The organism is Hyphomicrobium zavarzinii ATCC 27496 (genome assembly GCF_000383415.1).
Lineage (GTDB): Bacteria > Pseudomonadota > Alphaproteobacteria > Rhizobiales > Hyphomicrobiaceae > Hyphomicrobium_C > Hyphomicrobium_C zavarzinii.
Window position 1 is genome coordinate 174,551 of the sequence record NZ_KB911256.1, and the last position, 17,174, is coordinate 191,724.

Below are 17,174 nucleotides of genomic sequence, written 5' to 3' on the forward strand. Positions count from 1 at the left end.
GAACCGGAATTCACGTGCTCAAAGACGGACAACTTTAGACGCGGCTGTTCCGAAGCCGCAGTGCGTTTGCCACGACGCTGACAGAAGACAGCGCCATGGCTGCTGCGGCAATGATAGGCGACAAGAGAATGCCGAAGGCCGGATAGAGAACGCCCGCGGCCACCGGAACGCCGGCAGCGTTATAGACGAAGGCGAAGAAAAGGTTCTGGCGGATGTTCGCCATGGTGGCGGCCGAGAGATGCCGCGCGCGCACGATGCCATTGAGATCGCCCTTGAGGAGGGTCACGCCCGCGCTTTCCATAGCAACGTCTGTTCCCGTACCCATGGCAATGCCGACATCGGCGGCCGCCAGAGCGGGAGCGTCATTGATGCCATCTCCCGCCATGGCGACTACGCGCCCCTCTCGGCGCAGACGTTCGACGATCTTGCCCTTGTCTTCGGGCAGGACTTCCGCTTCCACATCGGCAATACCGAGCTTCTCGGCAACGGCCTTCGCCGTTGTCGCGTTATCCCCTGTCAGCATGATCACGCGGATGCCGGCATCTTTGAGCGCAGAGACGGCTTCGGGCGTCGTTGCCTTCACGGGATCGGCGATGGCCAGAATGCCAATTGCTTTCCCATCGATAGCGACAAAGATGGCTGTCGCTCCATCTCTGCGGAGGTCGTCAGCTGCGTCGTCAAGGGCTCGCGTTTCAATCTTTGCCTGTTCCATGATGCGGACATTGCCGATGACGATGCGCTTGCCATCCACGAGGCCGGTGACCCCCTTGCCGACCGGAGAGTCGAATTCCGAAACAGCAGAGAGTTCCAATCCTCGCTCCTTTGCGGAGCGGACGATGGCTGCTGCGAGTGGGTGCTCACTGGCAATTTCGAGACTGGCAGCCAGGCGCAGAAGTTCGTTCTCCTCGACACCGGACGTTGTGCGAATGGCAACCACGCTCGGCCTGCCTTCTGTAAGCGTGCCGGTCTTATCGATCACAAGCGTGTCGACTTTTTCCATGCGTTCGAGGGCCTCGGCGTTTTTGATCAGAACGCCCGACTGAGCGCCGCGTCCGACGCCGACCATGATCGACATGGGCGTTGCGAGGCCAAGAGCGCAGGGGCAGGCGATGATGAGCACCGAGACGGCGGCGATCAGGCCATAAGTGAAGCGCGGCTCGGGTCCAAATAGGCCCCAGGCGGCGAACGCCAACAGCGCAATGGCGATGACGGCCGGGACAAACCACCCGGAGACCTGATCGGCGAGTTTTTGAATAGGGGCACGGCTTCGCTGTGCCTGCGCGACCATCTGCACGATCTGCGCGAGCATGGTCTCGCGGCCAACCTTGTCGGCGCGCATGATGAATGCGCCCGACTGGTTCATCGTGCCGCCGATGACCTTATCGCCTGCGGTTTTCGTGAGCGGCATGGACTCGCCGGTCACCATCGACTCATCGATGGCGCTGCGTCCCTCCAAAATTTCACCATCGACCGGCACGCGCTCACCCGGACGCACGCGGAGGTGATCGCCGGCCTGAACGACATCAAGGCCGACATCGGATTCCGACCCGTCAGCAGCAATGCGGCGCGCAGATTTGGGAGCGAGGTCGAGAAGCGCGCGTATAGCACCGCTTGTTTGCTCGCGTGCCTTCAGTTCCAATACCTGTCCTAGGAGCACCAGAACCGTGATGACGGCAGCGGCCTCGAAATAAACTGGTACAGCGCCATCCCCCATCCGCATGGAGGCGGGGAACAGGTGTGGAAATGCGGTTGCAATCACGCTGTAGACCCAGGCGGTGCCGGTTCCCATCGCGATCAGCGTGAACATATTGAGGTTGCGTGTCTTGAGCGATGCCCAACCGCGCTCGAAGAACGGCCAACCGGCCCAGAGCACAACCGGCGTGGCGAGAAACAGCTGTAGCCAGTTGGATGTCGACGAGCCGATCCATTGATGTAGCCCGGTCAAATGCCCTCCCATTTCGAGCGCGAAAACCGGAAGGGTTAGCACAAGACCAATCCAGAACCGTCGCGTCATGTCGGCCAGCTCAGGATTGGGTGCCGTATCCGCGCTGACAGTCTCCGGTTCGAGCGCCATGCCGCAGATCGGGCAGAAGCCCGGACCCTCCTGGCGCACTTCGGGGTGCATCGGGCATGTGTAGATAGCGCCTTCGACAACAGGCGGCGGGACTCGGTCTTCAAGGTATTTGGCCGGGTTGGCCTCGAACTTGGACTTGCAGCCCGCAGAGCAGAAATAAAACGGATGCCCCTCATGCAATGCGCGGTGCTGCGCCGTGTGAGGATCAACGGTCATGCCGCAGACAGGATCCCGGATGACATTCGGCGACGACGCGGGCTGCGCGTGGTCGTGATGACCGCCATGATCATGCGAGCAACAGGATGCTTTTGGCTGGGAGCCATTATCAGAAGAACTAGCCATAAAAACCTCACTGCACCTAAACCCCCTGGGGGTATTCACTTGACACCTACACCCCGTAGGGGTATAAGTCAAGAATGGAAAAAGAGACGAGCGAGCTGTGTCTCAAGCGGCTGACAAAGATCGAAGGCCAGGTGCGCGGCATTTCGCGCATGGTCGAAGAGAAGCGTTACTGCATTGACATCATAACGCAGATCTCAGCGGTTCGTGCCGCCCTGCGGAAGGTCGAGGAGGCCGTTCTCAAGGATCATGTCGGGCATTGCGTCGAACATGCCATCGCAAGCGGAAATGCCACCGAGCAGCGTAAAAAAGTAGCCGAACTGATGGAGGTCTTGGCCCGTTCGGACAGATAAACGATTAGAGTGAGTGTAGACGCGTATTCTGGTATTTGAGTAAGAGACATCAACTGAGAGGACGAGGCGTGAGCCTAAGGCTGGCAATCAAAGGATTTATCGTGGTGGTGGCCGTTATGTTCGGCACCATGGCGAACGCCTTTGCCCATGGCGGCCACGCCCACGCGCAGATGTCACCCGCCTCAGTGGTGGCCGCCACCCGTGCAGCACCAGTAACGGCGCCAGCTGAGGCTCAGAGATCCGCCGCGATTTTAAAAGTTTCATCCACCAAAACGCATTCACCCGTTGACTTCGATCAGGCGGCAAAGCCGGCGCGATCACATCCGGACGGGGCGATCTGTACGACGGGAGCCTGCTGCTGTCAGGGCGCATCTTCGTGCGGAGCGGGCGGGCATTGCGGTGCCTCCGCGCTTCCCGGCCAATCCGATTGGACACACAATCTCGGCAACCACATGCGGTATTATTTGGCGCGGTTGGGCCGGGTGTTGCCCGACGTCGTCATCGGTCTCGATCGACCGCCTAAGGTCTGATTGCTGCTCTGCTGCGGCAGGGCTTGTGCGCCGCTTGGTACGCCGTCTGCGGTCCGGCGCCCCCATTCCTCGATTTAACATTTTGCGGCTCCGTGACCTCGGTCACTGACCGCCAGCCTCTCCGATCCGCGCCCGTGGCTTTACAGCCCCCGCATGTCGGACGGTGAGCTGAAACCGTCAAACGAAAGGAGTTCCGTCATGGAACTCGAAAAAGTACGTGCTGTTGCGCGCTGCGAGCGAACCGCGTCGCCATCCTGGCGCACCCGTAGAAGCAACACTCATAAACAAACTCACTCACGAAAGGACACCACGATGAAAACTAGAACACTCCTCCTCGCAGCGGCCCTGCTGTTTGCGCCTGCCGTAGCTAACGCCGAAGACGGCTGCTGCAAGACTATGGGCAAAGGCGGCGACATGAACTGTATGGAAAAGATGGCGGATGCCGGCGGCTCGCACGACATGCATGGCATGCACGATATGAAGGCCGCTGAAGCCCCGAAAAGTGAAGCCGCAGCGGCCTTCGCAGCCGTCAACGCGAAGATGCACAAGGACATGACCATGGAGATGACCGGCGATGCCGATGTCGACTTCATGAACGGCATGATCCCGCATCATCAAGGCGCGATCGATATGGCCAATGTGCTTCTGAAGTACGGCAAGGACCCCGTTACACAGAAGCTCGCCGAGGACATCATCAAGGCGCAGGAAAGCGAGATCGCCATGATGAAAGACTGGCTCGCTAAGCGTCAGAAGTAACGCGGCAGGGCGAGAGCGAGGATTCGGTCATGATGAAAAACATAAACACAATCGAACGCGGACGCGGTGCCGTGAAGGCATTGGCCGCGTTACTATTCATCGCAGCCCTATCGCTCGCTCCGACCTTTGCTTTCGCTCATGGCGACGAGGATCACGGCGATGAAAAACCCGCCGCTGCCTCCTCGTCAGGGCCGCGCATCGATGCGCATTCCAACGATTTCGAGCTGGTCGGCATCCCAACTGCGCGGGATGGCGGCAAGCTCATCGTCTATCTGACTGAGTTCTGGTCGAACGAAGGCGTGGCCGGGGCTTCGATCGAGATGACGCGCGGCGATGAAACGATCACCGCAACGGGCTCCAAGGGCGCCTATGAGTTCAAAGCTCCATGGGTGATCACGCCCGGTCACTACGACCTTACCTTCTCGATCTCAGCGGGTGACAAGTCCGACCTCTTGATTGGACGCCTCGATATCCCTTCCCCGCCGCCAGTTGAAGCGACCCATGACAGCGTGTGGGACCACATCGTCCCGCACGGAACGCAATTGCCGGACATTCCACTTTGGATGCTGGCCGGGAGCCTGGGATTTGTAGTGCTCCTCTCCCTGCTGGCGCTCAAAGGCCCGCGCTCCATTCGCACTGCCGTTTTGGTGGTAGCCGCAGCGTCCGGCCTCAGCACTGTCGCTATGGCCGCCGTTGTTCTGACCAATGGTGTGGGGGGCGCTAGTGAGGCAAGTGTCACAGCTCAGGCCGTTCTCGACCTGCCTGAAAGCTCACGGCGAACGGAAGATGGCGCGGTATTCGTGCCGAAGCCCACACAGAGACTGCTTGGCATTGCGACAATCAAGACCGCCAAAACGGAAACGATTCAAAAATCAGTTCGCCTGATTGGCCAAGTCATTCCAGACCCCAATCGCAGCGGCGTCGTGCAGTCCTTGCTCGCCGGCCGGATTGAACCGCCGGAAGGCGGCTTCCCGATCACTGGTGCCTCAGTGAAAAAGGGGGATGTGCTGGGTTATCTGGTTCCTGCCGTCGCGGTCGTTGATCAAAGCGACATTACCCAAACGCAAGGCGATCTCGACAAGCAGATTGCGCTCCTGGAAGCCAAGCTCAAGCGGATCGAGCCTTTGAGTGGTCGCGCAGTGCCCGCCAGCCAGATCGTCGATACGAAGATCGAGCTCGATATCATCCGCAAGCGGCGCGCCGCCATCAATCCGGTTCTGAAGGACCGCGAAGAATTGCGCGCCCCGGCGGACGGCATTCTCGCTCAAGCGAACGTCACGGCGGGTCAGGTGGTCGAAGCGCAATCTCTGCTCTTTCAAATCGTAGACCCAGCCAATCTCTGGATCGAAGCCCTGGCGTTTGACGCCGTGACCGCTGCGAGCATCGAGAAATCGGGCAAGGACGCGCTCGCCCAGACGGCAGACGGGCGCAAAGTATCGGTCTCCTTTGCCGGGCGTTCACCGGCGCTCCGCCAGCAGGCCGTGCCACTACGGTTTAAGCTGAAGGGTGAAGGCGCGCCATTGAGCGTGGGCGAATCCGTCACGGTTCATGCCGCAATTGACGAGCCCGTATCCGCCGTTGCACTCCCCCGCTCGAGCGTTGTGCGCAGCTCAAACGGACAGTCCGTTGTCTGGGCGCATGTGGAGGCGGAGCGATTTGAGGCGCGCGTCGTCAAAACATCGCCGATCGATACCGAGCGCGTTGGCGTGACGGCCGGGCTCGATCCGGGCGCGCGCGTAGTGAAGCGCGGGGCCGAACTCATCAATCAGGTCCGGTGAGGAGGCAAAGATGTTCAATTTCCTCGTCAAGACCAGCCTCAACAACCGCCTGATCGTACTTGCGGCGGCGGCCTTGCTCGTCGTGTGGGGCACTCTCGCATTGCGCACGCTGCCAGTTGATGTGTTCCCGGACCTGAATAAACCGACTGTCACCATCATGACCGAGGCGGAAGGGCTGGCGCCGCCGGAAGTCGAGCAGCTCGTCGGCTATCCAATCGAGACGGCCTTGAACGGCATTCCCGGCGTGACGCGCGTGCGATCGGTGGCAGGCATTGGCCTTTCCATCGTCTACGCTGAGTTCGATTGGGGCACGGATATCTACCGCAACCGCCAGCAAGTGGCCGAACGGCTCGCTAGCATCGCATCGCAGCTCCCATCCGGCATCGCCCCGCAGATGGGCCCCGTGTCCTCTATCATGGGCGAAATCATGCTGATTGCCGTCACGGGCGGCGATAAGGCCGATCCAATGACCGTGCGCGAGACGGCGGACTTCGTGATCCGCCCGCGCTTGCTGTCTATCTCCGGTATCAGTCAGGTCATCCCGATCGGCGGTCAGGTTCGCCAGTTCCGCGTAACGCCCAACATAGCGGCCCTCGCGTCGCTCGACATCGCGGTGGAAGACATCGAGCGCGCAATCCGCGCCTTCGGCGCCAACACGGGCGGCGGGTTCGTCGATCAGCACGACCGCGAGTTTCTGATCCGGAATCTCGGGCGCACGACCGACCTTGAAGACTTGCGCAGTGTGGTTGTGGCCACGAAGCAGGATCAGCCCGTGTTCCTGCGCCAGGTGGCGGAAGTCGCATACGCGGCGCGCGTTAAGCGCGGCGATGCGGGCTTCAACGGCGCACCGGCCGTCATTATCTCAGTTCAAAAGCAGCCCGGCGCCGATACGGTCAAACTGACCGGTGAGGTCGAGTCTGCACTGGCTGAAATCGGCAAGAACCTGAGCAATGGCGTCAAAGTCGATCAGATTCTATTCCGGCAAGCGGATTTCATCACGACCTCCATCGGCAACGTCAAAAACGTGTTGATGGAAGCGGCCATCGTTGTGGCCGTCATCCTGTTCCTGTTTTTGCTGAATGTGCGGACGACCCTGATCTCGCTGACCGCGATTCCGCTCTCGCTTCTGATCACGGTTCTGATCTTCAAAGCCTTCGGATTGTCGATCAACACGATGACGCTGGGCGGCCTTGCTATTGCCATCGGCGAGCTGGTCGACGATGCGGTCGTCGACGTTGAGAACATCTTCCGGCGCTTGCGGGAGAACCGCGCCAAGGCCAAGCCAAGACCGTTGCTCCAGGTGGTGGCCGACGCCAGCATCGAGGTTCGCTCCGGCATCGTCTATGCGACCTTTATCATCGTGCTGGTGTTTATTCCGCTCTTCGCTCTCTCGGGCATCGAAGGACGGCTCTTCGCCCCGCTCGGCGTGGCCTACATCGTCTCGATCCTGGCGAGCTTGGTGGTCTCCATCACAATTACGCCTGTCCTGGCCTCTTATTTTCTGGGTGGAGCCAAGCAGCTCGACCATCACGACGGGGCGATGGTGCGGGGGCTGAAGCGCGGCAACGAGCGTCTGCTGCATTGGGCCTTCCGGCACACCAAGGCGATCATTGCAACCATCGCTGTGGCAGTTCTCGTCGCCGGAGTAGCCGCCTCCGCCCTGCCGCGCGCGTTCCTGCCATCGTTCAACGAAGGCACGCTCACGATCAGCATGACCTTTAATCCAGGTATCTCGCTCGAAGAAAGCGACCGGATCGGGCTGATTGCTGAAAAGCTGCTGACTGAAGTGCCAGAAGTCAAAACCGCAGGACGGCGCACGGGCCGCGCCGAACTCGACGAACATGCCGAAGGCGTTCATTCGAGCGAAATCGACGTCGATCTGGAAAAATCGGAGCGCACGCGCGAAGCCATCCTCTCCGACGTGCGCGCGAAACTCACCGTGCTTCCGGCGACCATCAATGTCGGCCAGCCGATTTCTCACAGGCTTGACCATCTGCTCTCCGGCGTTAGGGCGGAAATCGCTCTCAAGATCTATGGTGATGACCTCGACACGCTGCGCAGTCTTGCGGAAACGTTGCGCTCGAAGCTGTCCGGTATCGACGGTCTGGTCGATCTCCAAACTGAAAAGCAGGTTCTTATCCCGCAGCTTGAAATCCGCGTCGATCCAGACCGGGCGGCTCTGTTTGGCGTCACCCCTGCGGCCGTCACGGAAGCGCTAGAAAGCCTTTCCAACGGCCGCACCGTCTCCACCGTTATCGACGGGGCTAAGCGCTTCGATGTGGTGATGCGGCTGTCCGAGGCCGACCGTACGACGGCAGGCTTAAGCGAGCTTCTGATCGAGACCCCGCGGGGCCGGGTCCCCCTCAACCGGATCGCGACCGTCGAAGAAACCGAAGGGCCCAACCAGATCGCGCGTGAAAATGGTCGCCGCCGGATTGTCGTACTCGCCAATACCGATGGCTCCGACATGGCGGGGATTGTCACTCGCATCCGCGAGGTGATTGCTGCGACGCCTTTGCCGAGTGGGTATTCGACAAGCCTTGAAGGGACGTTTCAGGCACAGGAAGACGCCGCGCAGCTCATCCTGGGCCTATCGCTGATCTCGCTCGCCTCGATCTTCATCGTCCTCTACAGCCGCTACCGCTCAGCCGTGCTCGCGCTCATCATTATGGGTAACGTGCCGCTCGCCTTCATAGGAAGCGTCCTAGCTCTATGGATCGCGGATCAGCCCCTATCCGTCGCCTCGATGATTGGCTTCATCACGCTGACTGGCATCAGCGCGCGCAACGGTATTCTGAAAATCAGTCACTACATCAACCTCGTGCTGCATGAGAACGAGAGCTTCGGCGAGAAGCTTGTCGTGCGCGGGAGTTTGGAGCGGCTGACGCCGGTTCTGATGACCGCTCTATCGGCGGGTATGGCGCTGGTTCCTTTGCTCTACGGAGCAGACGCACCCGGCAAGGAAATCCTGCACCCGGTCGCCGTCACGATTTTCGGCGGCCTCATCAGCGCGACGCTGCTCGATACCATCCTGACCCCGATCCTGTTCCTGAAATTTGGTGCGCCCGCCGTGAAGCGGCTCGCCGAAAGCCGTCCGCCTGTGGCGAGCGGAGAAACCGTAGAAGCCTACTAACCCAAAGGAAAATACGCATGAAAATAGTATCTAAACTGACACCCTGGCTCCTCGCCGCTGCGCTGGCTGTAACGCTTCCACTTGGAGCAACGGCCCATGAGGCAACCAAAGGCCCGAATGGCGGCGCGCTCATCGACGTCGAGGGTCATCACGTCGAGTTTGTACCCTCAGCGGAAGAGCTGGCCTTTTATCTGACAGGAGAGAAAGACGCGCCGATAGCGTCGGCGGGCGCAAAAATGAAAGCCATCGTCCAGGATCAGGGCAGGACAGCGCAAATAGATTTGGCCCCCGCCGAACCGAACAAGCTGGTCGGCAAGTTAGCAACACCACTCTCTCCGGGTGCGAAGGTTGTCGTGACGGGCACTCTGGCAGATGGGCACAACCTGCAGGCACGGTTCGAGACCCCATGATCTCTCAAACGGCGAAATCGCCTATCGTCGCTTTACTGATCGCTGGAGGACCGCTCGGCTATTGTGTAGCAAACCGCCTTGCCGAGCGGTTCAAAAACTTGACCGTTATTCAAGAAGAGCCCGAACGGAAATGGGATATCGTGCGTCGACGAGCGCGGTTTCTGGGCTGGGGGGCTGCGATCGGCCAGGCAGCGTTCGGCGTCGTCTACAAGCTCGGCGAGCCGAAGCACAAACTACGGCGTCAACGCGTGCTTTCCGACGCTGGATTGTTGCCTACGTTGCGATCCGATTTGAATGTCCAGCACGTGTCATCGGTTAACGGACCCGACTGCCAGGCTTTGCTTACAAGTCTCAAACCTGACGTTGTCGCAGTCTACGGAACTCGAATAATCAAACCCAAACTTATGGAAAAAGTCGCGGCACCATTTATCAACTACCACGCCGGCATAACCCCCCAATATCGCGGCCAGCATCCTGCCTACTGGGCGCTGGCTGCCGCGGATCGAAGCCGGGCAGGCGTAACTATTCACCTGGTCGATGACGGCGTCGATACGGGAAAAGTTCTTGCTCAGAGAACGGTCAGGTTCTCGGAGCAAGACACCATATGGACGTATCAATGGGTACAGCTCGCGGAGGCGTTGCCGCTGCTTGAGGATGCCATTGATAACTGGGCGGCCAGCCGTGAGACGGTCACTGAAACCAACGTTTCGTCACAGCTGTACTTTCCGCCAACGATATGGACGTATGTTCGCAATGGTCTGCGCAGCGGCGTCTGGTAGCTAAATCATCGCGTGAGCGGTTGCCCAAACTGCCGGAACTCGCGCAATGATGGCAATTTAGTTTTTCTCAGTTGACCACATCTTGAGTTCGCTGATTTCGCGTTTTTGGTCGGCGATCATCTTCTCGGCCATTGCCTTGAGCTTAGGATCCTTCCCGCTCGCGACATACGTTTGCGCCATCTCGATCGCGGCCTGGTGGTGGATCGACATCATCATCGCGAAGTGAGCGTCCGGATCGCCGCTTGGCTTCATGGCGTCCATCTTTTTATTCATGGACTCCATTGCCTGTTCGTAGCCGCCGCTTGCATCCCGACCCATGGTATGATCTTCGGCTGCATAGGCCAAAGAAATGGACGAAAGCAGAGCCGCGGCGAGAATTGTTTTTTTCATGATTTGTTCCTTTGCGTACGTTGTTGCTTACGTACGCTTGAGCGAGACTTAAGTTCCAACGTTGTACCGCTCCTGTACCGGATGCACGCCCAGACAGGCAACGCTTAGGCGCATTACTCAGTTGCGTAGACCGGGGCGGGCTCTTCGCCGCCGGTAATGGAGAGAATTTCGAAGGGTGCTGCCTTTTCCCCGCTCATGCCGGGCGACCCTGCCGGCATCCCCGGCAACGAAATGCCCTTGATGGCTGGCTTTTCGGAAAGCAAGCGCTTGATCGGTCCGACGGGCACATGGCCTTCGATCGCGTAGCCGTCGATGACCGTAGTATGGCAGCCCTCGAGATCGTCGCGCACGCCAAACCTGTCCTTGATCACGGTCATGTTGGGAAGCGCATAGACACTCACGCTAAACCCGTTGGCGTTGAGATAGTCGGCATACTTGTCGCAACATTCGCATCCAGCATTCTTGAAAAGGGTGGCCGGGATTTTGTCCTCGGCAACAGCGCTTGTTGCGAGCAAGGCGAAGAAGGCGAAGGCAAGCGTTTGTCTGATCATGTTGCTACGCTCCTGTACTGACGTTGGACTCAGGGCTCCAATCCCAGAGTCTGGATGACATCGGACCGGCCGCGCTCGACGGCGACGCGGGCAGAAGCCCGCGCCAGATCGGCCTCGTAAAGCTGCAGCCGCGCGCGGATGACGTCGTTGAACGTCGTTTGACCGGTCTGTTGCGCGTCCTCGATGAGCTTCAAGACAGCCGCGAGATCGGCACGGCGGGCTTCGAGCCCGGTGAGCTGCTTTCGGGCCCCATCAAGCCTGGCGCGAGCTTGAGCGACATCGCCCCCGACCTCCCGCTCGGCAAGAGCAAGCTCCTCCTGGGCTACGACGACCTCGGCGGCGGCTGCGGCCCGTTTAGGTTCATTGACGGCGTCATAGGAGAAGGGAATTTTGAAGCGGACACCCAGCGAGGTGACGTTCGGCTCGGCCGAGGTATCGGTGTTGTTATTGGCAAAGGCACTGAGCTCGGGGCGCTCGCGATCCACGGTCCAGGTGAGCTGCTCGTCCGCGAGTGCTTTCTCGGTGGCGGCGCGCCGCAGGACGATGCGTGGGTGATGGGCTGGGGTCGCACCGCTCCTCTCGCTTTCTCTAAAGCCCGCGGGTGCCTCGAAACCGGTCAGTACGCCGAACGCGATGCGCGCCTGATTGAGCTCGCTGCGTACCCCGGCAAGAGAGACTTCGGCATCGCGCGCGTCCGCGTCGGCGAGCTTGGTCTCCACCAACTCGACCTGTCCGGCCCCGGCCTGCTCGCGCATGCTTTTGGCAAGAGTTGCGGCCGTCGACCGCCGGCGTTCGGCGATTGCGACCCTCTCTCGGGCTTCCGCGACCATCCAATAGGCTTCGCGCACGCGCTTTGCGACCTCGAGCCTTCTAGCTCCGATCTCAGCTTCCAGCCGTTCGCCTTCGGTCAGGGCTGCCGCAAGGCTTGCACCCCGCTCACCGCGCAGCCAGATCGGGATACCGAATTCCGCTTCGTACTCACGCGTGCCGCGGTCGTTGGTCAGTGCGTCGGTGCGGTGCATGACGGTGGCCCAGGGGCCGCCGGGTAACAGAGCATCAGCAGCGCGTGCGCGGGCATCGACTTCGGCTCTGCGGGCAACGAGGGCCGGGATCTCAGGGGTGCGCAGGCAAGCCGCCTCGAAGGCCGCTCTCAATTCGGAGCCTTGTGCCTTCGTGGCAAGTCCGAACGTCGCCGCGGCCGTCATCAGAATCATCGCGATTCGCATGCCACTATCCCCCATCTTCGACGGTTCGAAGCGACCAACCTGCATCCCTTCCGCTGCGGCGGCCCAAGAAAAACGAATCAGTGCCCAATCATAGGCAACCCTGACTGGGAGTCGCCGGCGCTCACGTCTTACCCAACGCCTCATCATGCTACGCCCTCAGCTTGCGCGACCTCTGGGGCGGCCGTCCTGGGCAGGCGGTAGCCCTTGACCAGGGCGTAGATGGCCGGAATGACCAAGAGGGTGAGCACGGTCGAGGACACCATGCCGCCGATCATTGGCACGGCGATGCGCTGCATGACCTCGGAGCCGGTGCCGTGGCTCCACAGGATCGGCAGCAGGCCGGCCATGATGGCGATCACGGTCATCATCTTGGGCCGCACGCGCTCGACCGCGCCCTCCATGATGGCGTCGTAGAGATCGGTGCGTGTCAACGCTCGTCCCGACAAGACGGCTTGGTCGCGTTTATGCTGCCAGGCGTGGTCCAGATAAATCAGCATGATCACGCCGGTTTCGGCGGCGACTCCGGCAAGCGCGATGAAGCCGACCGCGACAGCGACGCTTAGATTGAAATTTAACCACCACATCAACCAGAGTCCGCCGACAAGGGCGAAGGGCAGCGAGAGCATGACGATCAGCGTCTCGGTCACGCGCTGAAAATTAAGGTAGAGCAGCAGGAGGATGATCACGAGCGTCAGCGGCACGACGATCAAGAGGCGCGCCTTGGCCCTCTCATAGTACTCGAACTGACCGCTCCAGACGGCGTAATAGCCGGTTGGAAACTGGACGCTCGCCTCAACCGCCCGTTTCGCATCCGCCACATAGCTGCCGAGGTCGCGGTCGCGCACATCGACGAAGATGTAGGCGGCGAGCTGGGCGTTTTCGGTGCGGATGCTGGCTGGGCCGGTCGTGAGCTTGACCTTCGCCACCTGACTCAACGGGATTGACGATCCGTTCTCCATCGGCACGTAGACGTCGCGGGCGATGGCCTCCGGATCGGAGCGCAACTCGCGCGGATAGCGCACGCTAACCGCGTAGCGCTCTCGGCCTTCGACTGTTGTGGTCACTGTTTCAGCGCCGAGCGCGGTGGCGACGACATCCTGGACGTCGCCGACCATCAGCCCGTAGCGGGCGAGCTGGTCGCGGTCCGGCTCGATCTCAAGGTAGTAGCCGCCGATAATGCGCTCCGCATAGGCGCTTGCCGTTCCCGGCACCGTCTTGATCGCCCCCTCGATCTCGCGTGCGAGCTTTTCCATCTCCTTCAGGTCTTTGCCGATCACCTTGACACCGACCACGGTGCGGATGCCGGTGGCCAGCATGTCGATGCGCGCCTTGATCGGCATGGTCCAGGCGTTCGAGACGCCGGGGAACTGGAGGGCCTTGTCCATTTCAGAGGTGAGCTTTTCCACCGTCATGCCCGGCCGCCACTGGTCCTCGGGCTTAAGGTTGATGATGGTCTCGAACATCTCGGTCGGAGCGGGATCGGTTGCGGTCGCCGCGCGGCCGGCCTTACCGAACACCGAGTCCACCTCCGGAAACGACTTGATGATCTTGTTCTGGGTTTGCAGAAGCTCTGCCGCCTTGGTGATCGAGAGACCCGGTAGCGTCACCGGCATATAGAACAGCGTGCCCTCGTTCAGGTTCGGCATGAACTCGGAACCTAGCTTCGTCGCCGGCCACACGCTCACGGCGAGCACGGCCAAGGCGAGCGCAATGGTCAGCGTCTTAGCCTTGAGCACGCCGCGGATCATCGGCCGGTAGATCCAGATCAGGAACCGGTTGATCGGGTTCTTCTGCTCCGGAATGATTCGTCCGCGCACGAAAATGACCATGAGCGCGGGCACCAGGGTGACCGACAGAAACGCTGCCGCGGCCATGGCGAAGGTTTTGGTATAGGCCAGCGGCTGGAACAGCCGCCCTTCCTGCGCTTCCAGCGTGAAGATCGGCAGGAACGACACGGTGATGATGAGCAGAGAGAAGAACAGCGCAGGACCCACCTCGCTCGCCGCCTCGATCAGCACCTCCGTGCGCGGCTTGTCGGGTGGCGCGCGCTCCAGATGCTTGTGAGCGTTCTCGACCATCACGATGGCCGCGTCGATCATTGCGCCAATGGCGATCGCAATGCCGCCCAGGCTCATGATGTTTGAGGACAGCCCCAACGCGTGCATAAGGATGTAGGCGATGAGGATGCCCAGCGGCAGCGTCAGGATGGCCACGAAAGCGCTGCGCACATGCAGCAGAAAGACGACGCAGACAATGGCAACGATGATGCTTTCCTCGATGAGTGTCCGCTTCAGGGTGTCGATAGCGCGGTGAATGAGTTCGGAACGGTCGTAGACCGGAATGACTTCGGTTCCTGCGGGCAGGCTCGCCTGGATGGCCTGGAGTTGCGCTTTGACGTTCTCGATCACGTCGAGGGCGTTCTGGCCGTAACGCTGCACTGCGATGCCGCTCACCGCCTCGCCTTCGCCGTTCAGCTCCGTGATGCCGCGCCGCTCGTCCGGCGCCAATTCGACGCGCGCCACGTCGCGCAGCAGCACCGGCGCGCCCTCTTGTGCTTTGAGAACGATTTTCTCCAGGTCCTCGATGCTGCGGATGTATCCGCGGCCGCGCACCATGAACTCGGTCTCGGCAAGCTCGACAACGCGTCCGCCCACGTCGGTGTTGCTGGCGCGGATTGCTTCGCGCACTTTGGTGAGCGGGATGTTGAAGCTGCGCAGGCGGGCCGGATCGACGACGACGCTATACTGCTTGACGAAACCGCCGACGCTCGCCACCTCGGCGACGCCTTCTGCTTTTGCAACCGCGTACCGGATCTGCCAGTCCTGCGTCGCGCGCAACTCCGCCAGCGTTCGCTTAGCCGCCACGACCGCATATTGGTAGACCCAGCCGACGCCGGTCGCGTCCGGCCCGAGCGTCGGCGTCACGCCGGAAGGCAGATTGCGTTGGGCGGCGCTCAGATACTCGATGACACGCGAGCGCGCCCAATAGATGTCGGTTCCGTCCTGGAAGATGACGTAGACGAACGACACGCCGAAGAACGAGAACCCGCGCACCACACGCGACTTCGGCACCGAGAGCATCGCGGTTGAGAGAGGATAGGTAACCTGGTCCTCGACCACCTGCGGCGCCTGGCCGGGGTAGTCGGTGTATATGATGACCTGGGTATCGGAGAGGTCGGGAATAGCATCAAGCGGTACGTTCTTGACCGCATATACGCCGAACCCTGTCGCGAGGATGACGCCGATGGCGATGAGCAAGAGGTTATTGGCCGACCAGCGGATGAGCCTTGCGATCATGGCGTGGTCCCCATGGGCTTCGCGTCGGCACGGCCTTTATCCTTTTTCTCGTCCTCGGACGTCGGTGCCGCAGCGGGTGACGCCGGCTCGACCGGGGCAGGTGTATCCGCCCCAAAGCCTTTGAGAGCAGCCTTGAGATTGCTTTCGGCATCGATCAGGAAGTTGGCGGTCGTGACGACCTTGTCACCGGAGATCAGTCCCTCCAGAACCTCGATATATCCGTCGCCACGCATGCCGAGCTTAACCGGGCGGGGCTCGAACCGGCCTTCGCCCTTGTCGATCAGCACGACCTGGCGGACGCCCGTGTCGAGGACAGCCGACCGGGGTACTGCAAGACGCTCTCCGTCTTGCTGACCGACCTCGATCGTGACATCGGCGTACATGTCGTGCCGGATGCGGTGTTCGGGGTTGGCGACCTCGATGCGCACCTTGGCGGTCCGCGTCTGCATTTCCAGCTCATGCAGGATGAAGGTGACGCGGCCGGTGAAGTTCTCGCCCGGAAACGCGCGGAACATGACCGTTGCGGGGTCCCCGATTTTGATCTGACCGAGCTCCTGCTCGGCCACGTCGGCCACAACCCAGATGCTGCCGAGGTCGGCGATCCTGTACAGCAGGTCGCCGGCGTTGACCCTCTGGCCCTCGATGACCTTCTTTTCGATGATGACCCCGCCGACCGGCGACGGCCAGTCGATCTTGGTCGGCATCGGGTCCTTGCCCGACCGCAAGGCCTCGACCACACCTTGAGGCACATCGAGGTTTTCGAGTCGCTGCACGGCGCCGGCGAGATCCCTCTCGGCGTCGGCGCGCGACCGACCGGCCGTTGCCTCCTTGGCAACCCGGAAATCAACCTGCGCCCTGACGATGTCGGGGCTGTAGACGCGGAACAGCGGCTCGCCAGCTTTAACGTGCTTGCCGGTTTCAGCGACGTAAAGCTTCTCGATGTAGCCGTCTGCTCTCAGTACAACGTCACGGATGGTGCGCTCATCGATCTTGGCGACGCCGGGCGCGCGCACGGGATGCGAGAGCTTGCGCATTTCGACCGGCTCGGAGCGCACGCCGGCGCGTTGGATCTTGTCGAGGCTGACCTTGACCGACGAGCCGTCCTCATCCTCTTCGCCCTCATAGACAGGGATGTAGTCCATCCCCATCCAATCCTTCTTCGGGGTCTGTGACGTGTCAGGGAGACCCATCGGATTGCGGTAATATTTGATCTTGCGCTCGCCCGTGGAGCCAGGTTCGCTGCCAGCGGCCGGCGCGGCGGAAGGCTTATCACCCGGCAAAAGCGGCTCTTCGTCCTCATGGACGGGCACGTAATCGCGGCCCTCGGCAGTCTTGGCAGGGTTGGCCGCATAAGCGGGCTTGCCGTCGGGGTCCTTCCAATAGAGAACCCGACGGCTTGCTTGAGGCATTGCGCCTGGAGACTCAGCTTGATACGCGTCCTCGCCCATGAGCGAGGACGGAACGGAGGGCCAATGGCCGGTGCCGATCCGGTAGCCGACCGCGGTCGGCACCAAGATTGTCAAAAGACCTGCCAGGACGAACGCCAACTTGCGCATGGA

Annotated in this window: 12 protein-coding genes; 6 read left to right on the plus strand and 6 right to left on the minus strand. The window is 61.0% G+C overall.

Annotation, left to right across the window (positions count from 1 at the left end):
- Positions 1 to 34: 34 nt before the first annotated feature.
- Positions 35 to 2,416 carry a heavy metal translocating P-type ATPase gene (locus F812_RS0104885; RefSeq protein WP_051113769.1) on the minus strand — a complete coding sequence of 794 codons (2,382 nt, stop codon included), beginning with the start codon at positions 2,414 to 2,416 and terminating at the stop codon, positions 35 to 37.
- A 74-nt stretch (positions 2,417 to 2,490) separates the two neighbouring features.
- Between F812_RS0104885 and F812_RS0104890 the strand changes: the two genes are divergently transcribed.
- From F812_RS0104890 to F812_RS0104915, 6 genes are all read left to right on the plus strand, one after another.
- On the plus strand, positions 2,491 to 2,766 hold the full coding sequence (locus tag F812_RS0104890) for a metal-sensitive transcriptional regulator (RefSeq protein WP_020084843.1): 276 nt from the start codon (positions 2,491 to 2,493) through the stop codon (positions 2,764 to 2,766).
- Between the two features lie 944 nt (positions 2,767 to 3,710).
- On the plus strand, positions 3,711 to 4,052 hold the full coding sequence (copM, locus tag F812_RS22600) for a CopM family metallochaperone (protein ID WP_425337461.1): 342 nt from the start codon (positions 3,711 to 3,713) through the stop codon (positions 4,050 to 4,052).
- Between the two features lie 299 nt (positions 4,053 to 4,351).
- Positions 4,352 to 5,830: an efflux RND transporter periplasmic adaptor subunit gene (locus F812_RS0104900; protein WP_198011140.1), complete on the plus strand. Its 1,479-nt coding sequence runs from the start codon at positions 4,352 to 4,354 to the stop codon at positions 5,828 to 5,830.
- Between the two features lie 10 nt (positions 5,831 to 5,840).
- Positions 5,841 to 8,963, plus strand: coding sequence for an efflux RND transporter permease subunit (locus F812_RS0104905; RefSeq protein ID WP_020084846.1), 3,123 nt, complete (start codon positions 5,841 to 5,843; stop codon positions 8,961 to 8,963).
- Positions 8,964 to 8,980: 17 nt separating this feature from the next.
- Positions 8,981 to 9,373, plus strand: a complete 393-nt coding sequence (locus tag F812_RS0104910; RefSeq protein ID WP_020084847.1) for a hypothetical protein — start codon at positions 8,981 to 8,983, stop codon at positions 9,371 to 9,373.
- Positions 9,370 to 10,152, plus strand: coding sequence for a formyl transferase (locus F812_RS0104915; protein ID WP_020084848.1), 783 nt, complete (start codon positions 9,370 to 9,372; stop codon positions 10,150 to 10,152). Before F812_RS0104910 ends, F812_RS0104915 begins: the two co-directional genes overlap by 4 nt.
- Positions 10,153 to 10,209: 57 nt before the next feature.
- On the opposite strand, the gene F812_RS22605 is transcribed toward F812_RS0104915, so the two are convergent.
- The 5 genes from F812_RS22605 to F812_RS22610 form a co-directional block, all read right to left on the minus strand.
- Positions 10,210 to 10,542 carry a DUF305 domain-containing protein gene (locus F812_RS22605; RefSeq protein ID WP_020084849.1) on the minus strand — a complete coding sequence of 111 codons (333 nt, stop codon included), beginning with the start codon at positions 10,540 to 10,542 and terminating at the stop codon, positions 10,210 to 10,212.
- Positions 10,543 to 10,655: 113 nt separating this feature from the next.
- Entirely contained in the window at positions 10,656 to 11,093 is a 438-nt protein-coding gene (locus F812_RS0104925; RefSeq protein WP_020084850.1) for a DUF411 domain-containing protein, read from the minus strand.
- Between the two features lie 29 nt (positions 11,094 to 11,122).
- Entirely contained in the window at positions 11,123 to 12,319 is a 1,197-nt protein-coding gene (locus tag F812_RS0104930; protein WP_020084851.1) for a TolC family protein, read from the minus strand.
- Between the two features lie 143 nt (positions 12,320 to 12,462).
- On the minus strand, positions 12,463 to 15,615 hold the full coding sequence (locus F812_RS0104935) for an efflux RND transporter permease subunit (protein WP_020084852.1): 3,153 nt from the start codon (positions 15,613 to 15,615) through the stop codon (positions 12,463 to 12,465).
- A complete protein-coding gene (locus tag F812_RS22610; RefSeq protein WP_020084853.1) occupies positions 15,612 to 17,171 on the minus strand; it encodes an efflux RND transporter periplasmic adaptor subunit in 1,560 nt (519 codons plus the stop codon). The genes F812_RS0104935 and F812_RS22610 overlap by 4 nt, the downstream gene beginning before the upstream one ends.
- Between the last annotated feature and the right edge of the window lie 3 nt (positions 17,172 to 17,174).

Coding starts and splice junctions, on each gene's coding strand:
- F812_RS0104885 (WP_051113769.1), bottom strand. CDS start 2,416: ATGGCTAGTTCTTCTGATAATGGCTCCCAGCCAAAAGCATCCTGTTGC.
- F812_RS0104890 (WP_020084843.1), top strand. CDS start 2,491: ATGGAAAAAGAGACGAGCGAGCTGTGTCTCAAGCGGCTGACAAAGATC.
- copM (WP_425337461.1), top strand. CDS start 3,711: ATGAACTGTATGGAAAAGATGGCGGATGCCGGCGGCTCGCACGACATG.
- F812_RS0104905 (WP_020084846.1), top strand. CDS start 5,841: ATGTTCAATTTCCTCGTCAAGACCAGCCTCAACAACCGCCTGATCGTA.
- F812_RS0104910 (WP_020084847.1), top strand. CDS start 8,981: ATGAAAATAGTATCTAAACTGACACCCTGGCTCCTCGCCGCTGCGCTG.
- F812_RS0104915 (WP_020084848.1), top strand. CDS start 9,370: ATGATCTCTCAAACGGCGAAATCGCCTATCGTCGCTTTACTGATCGCT.
- F812_RS22605 (WP_020084849.1), bottom strand. CDS start 10,542: ATGAAAAAAACAATTCTCGCCGCGGCTCTGCTTTCGTCCATTTCTTTG.
- F812_RS0104925 (WP_020084850.1), bottom strand. CDS start 11,093: ATGATCAGACAAACGCTTGCCTTCGCCTTCTTCGCCTTGCTCGCAACA.
- F812_RS0104930 (WP_020084851.1), bottom strand. CDS start 12,319: ATGCGAATCGCGATGATTCTGATGACGGCCGCGGCGACGTTCGGACTT.
- F812_RS0104935 (WP_020084852.1), bottom strand. CDS start 15,615: ATGATCGCAAGGCTCATCCGCTGGTCGGCCAATAACCTCTTGCTCATC.
- F812_RS22610 (WP_020084853.1), bottom strand. CDS start 17,171: ATGCGCAAGTTGGCGTTCGTCCTGGCAGGTCTTTTGACAATCTTGGTG.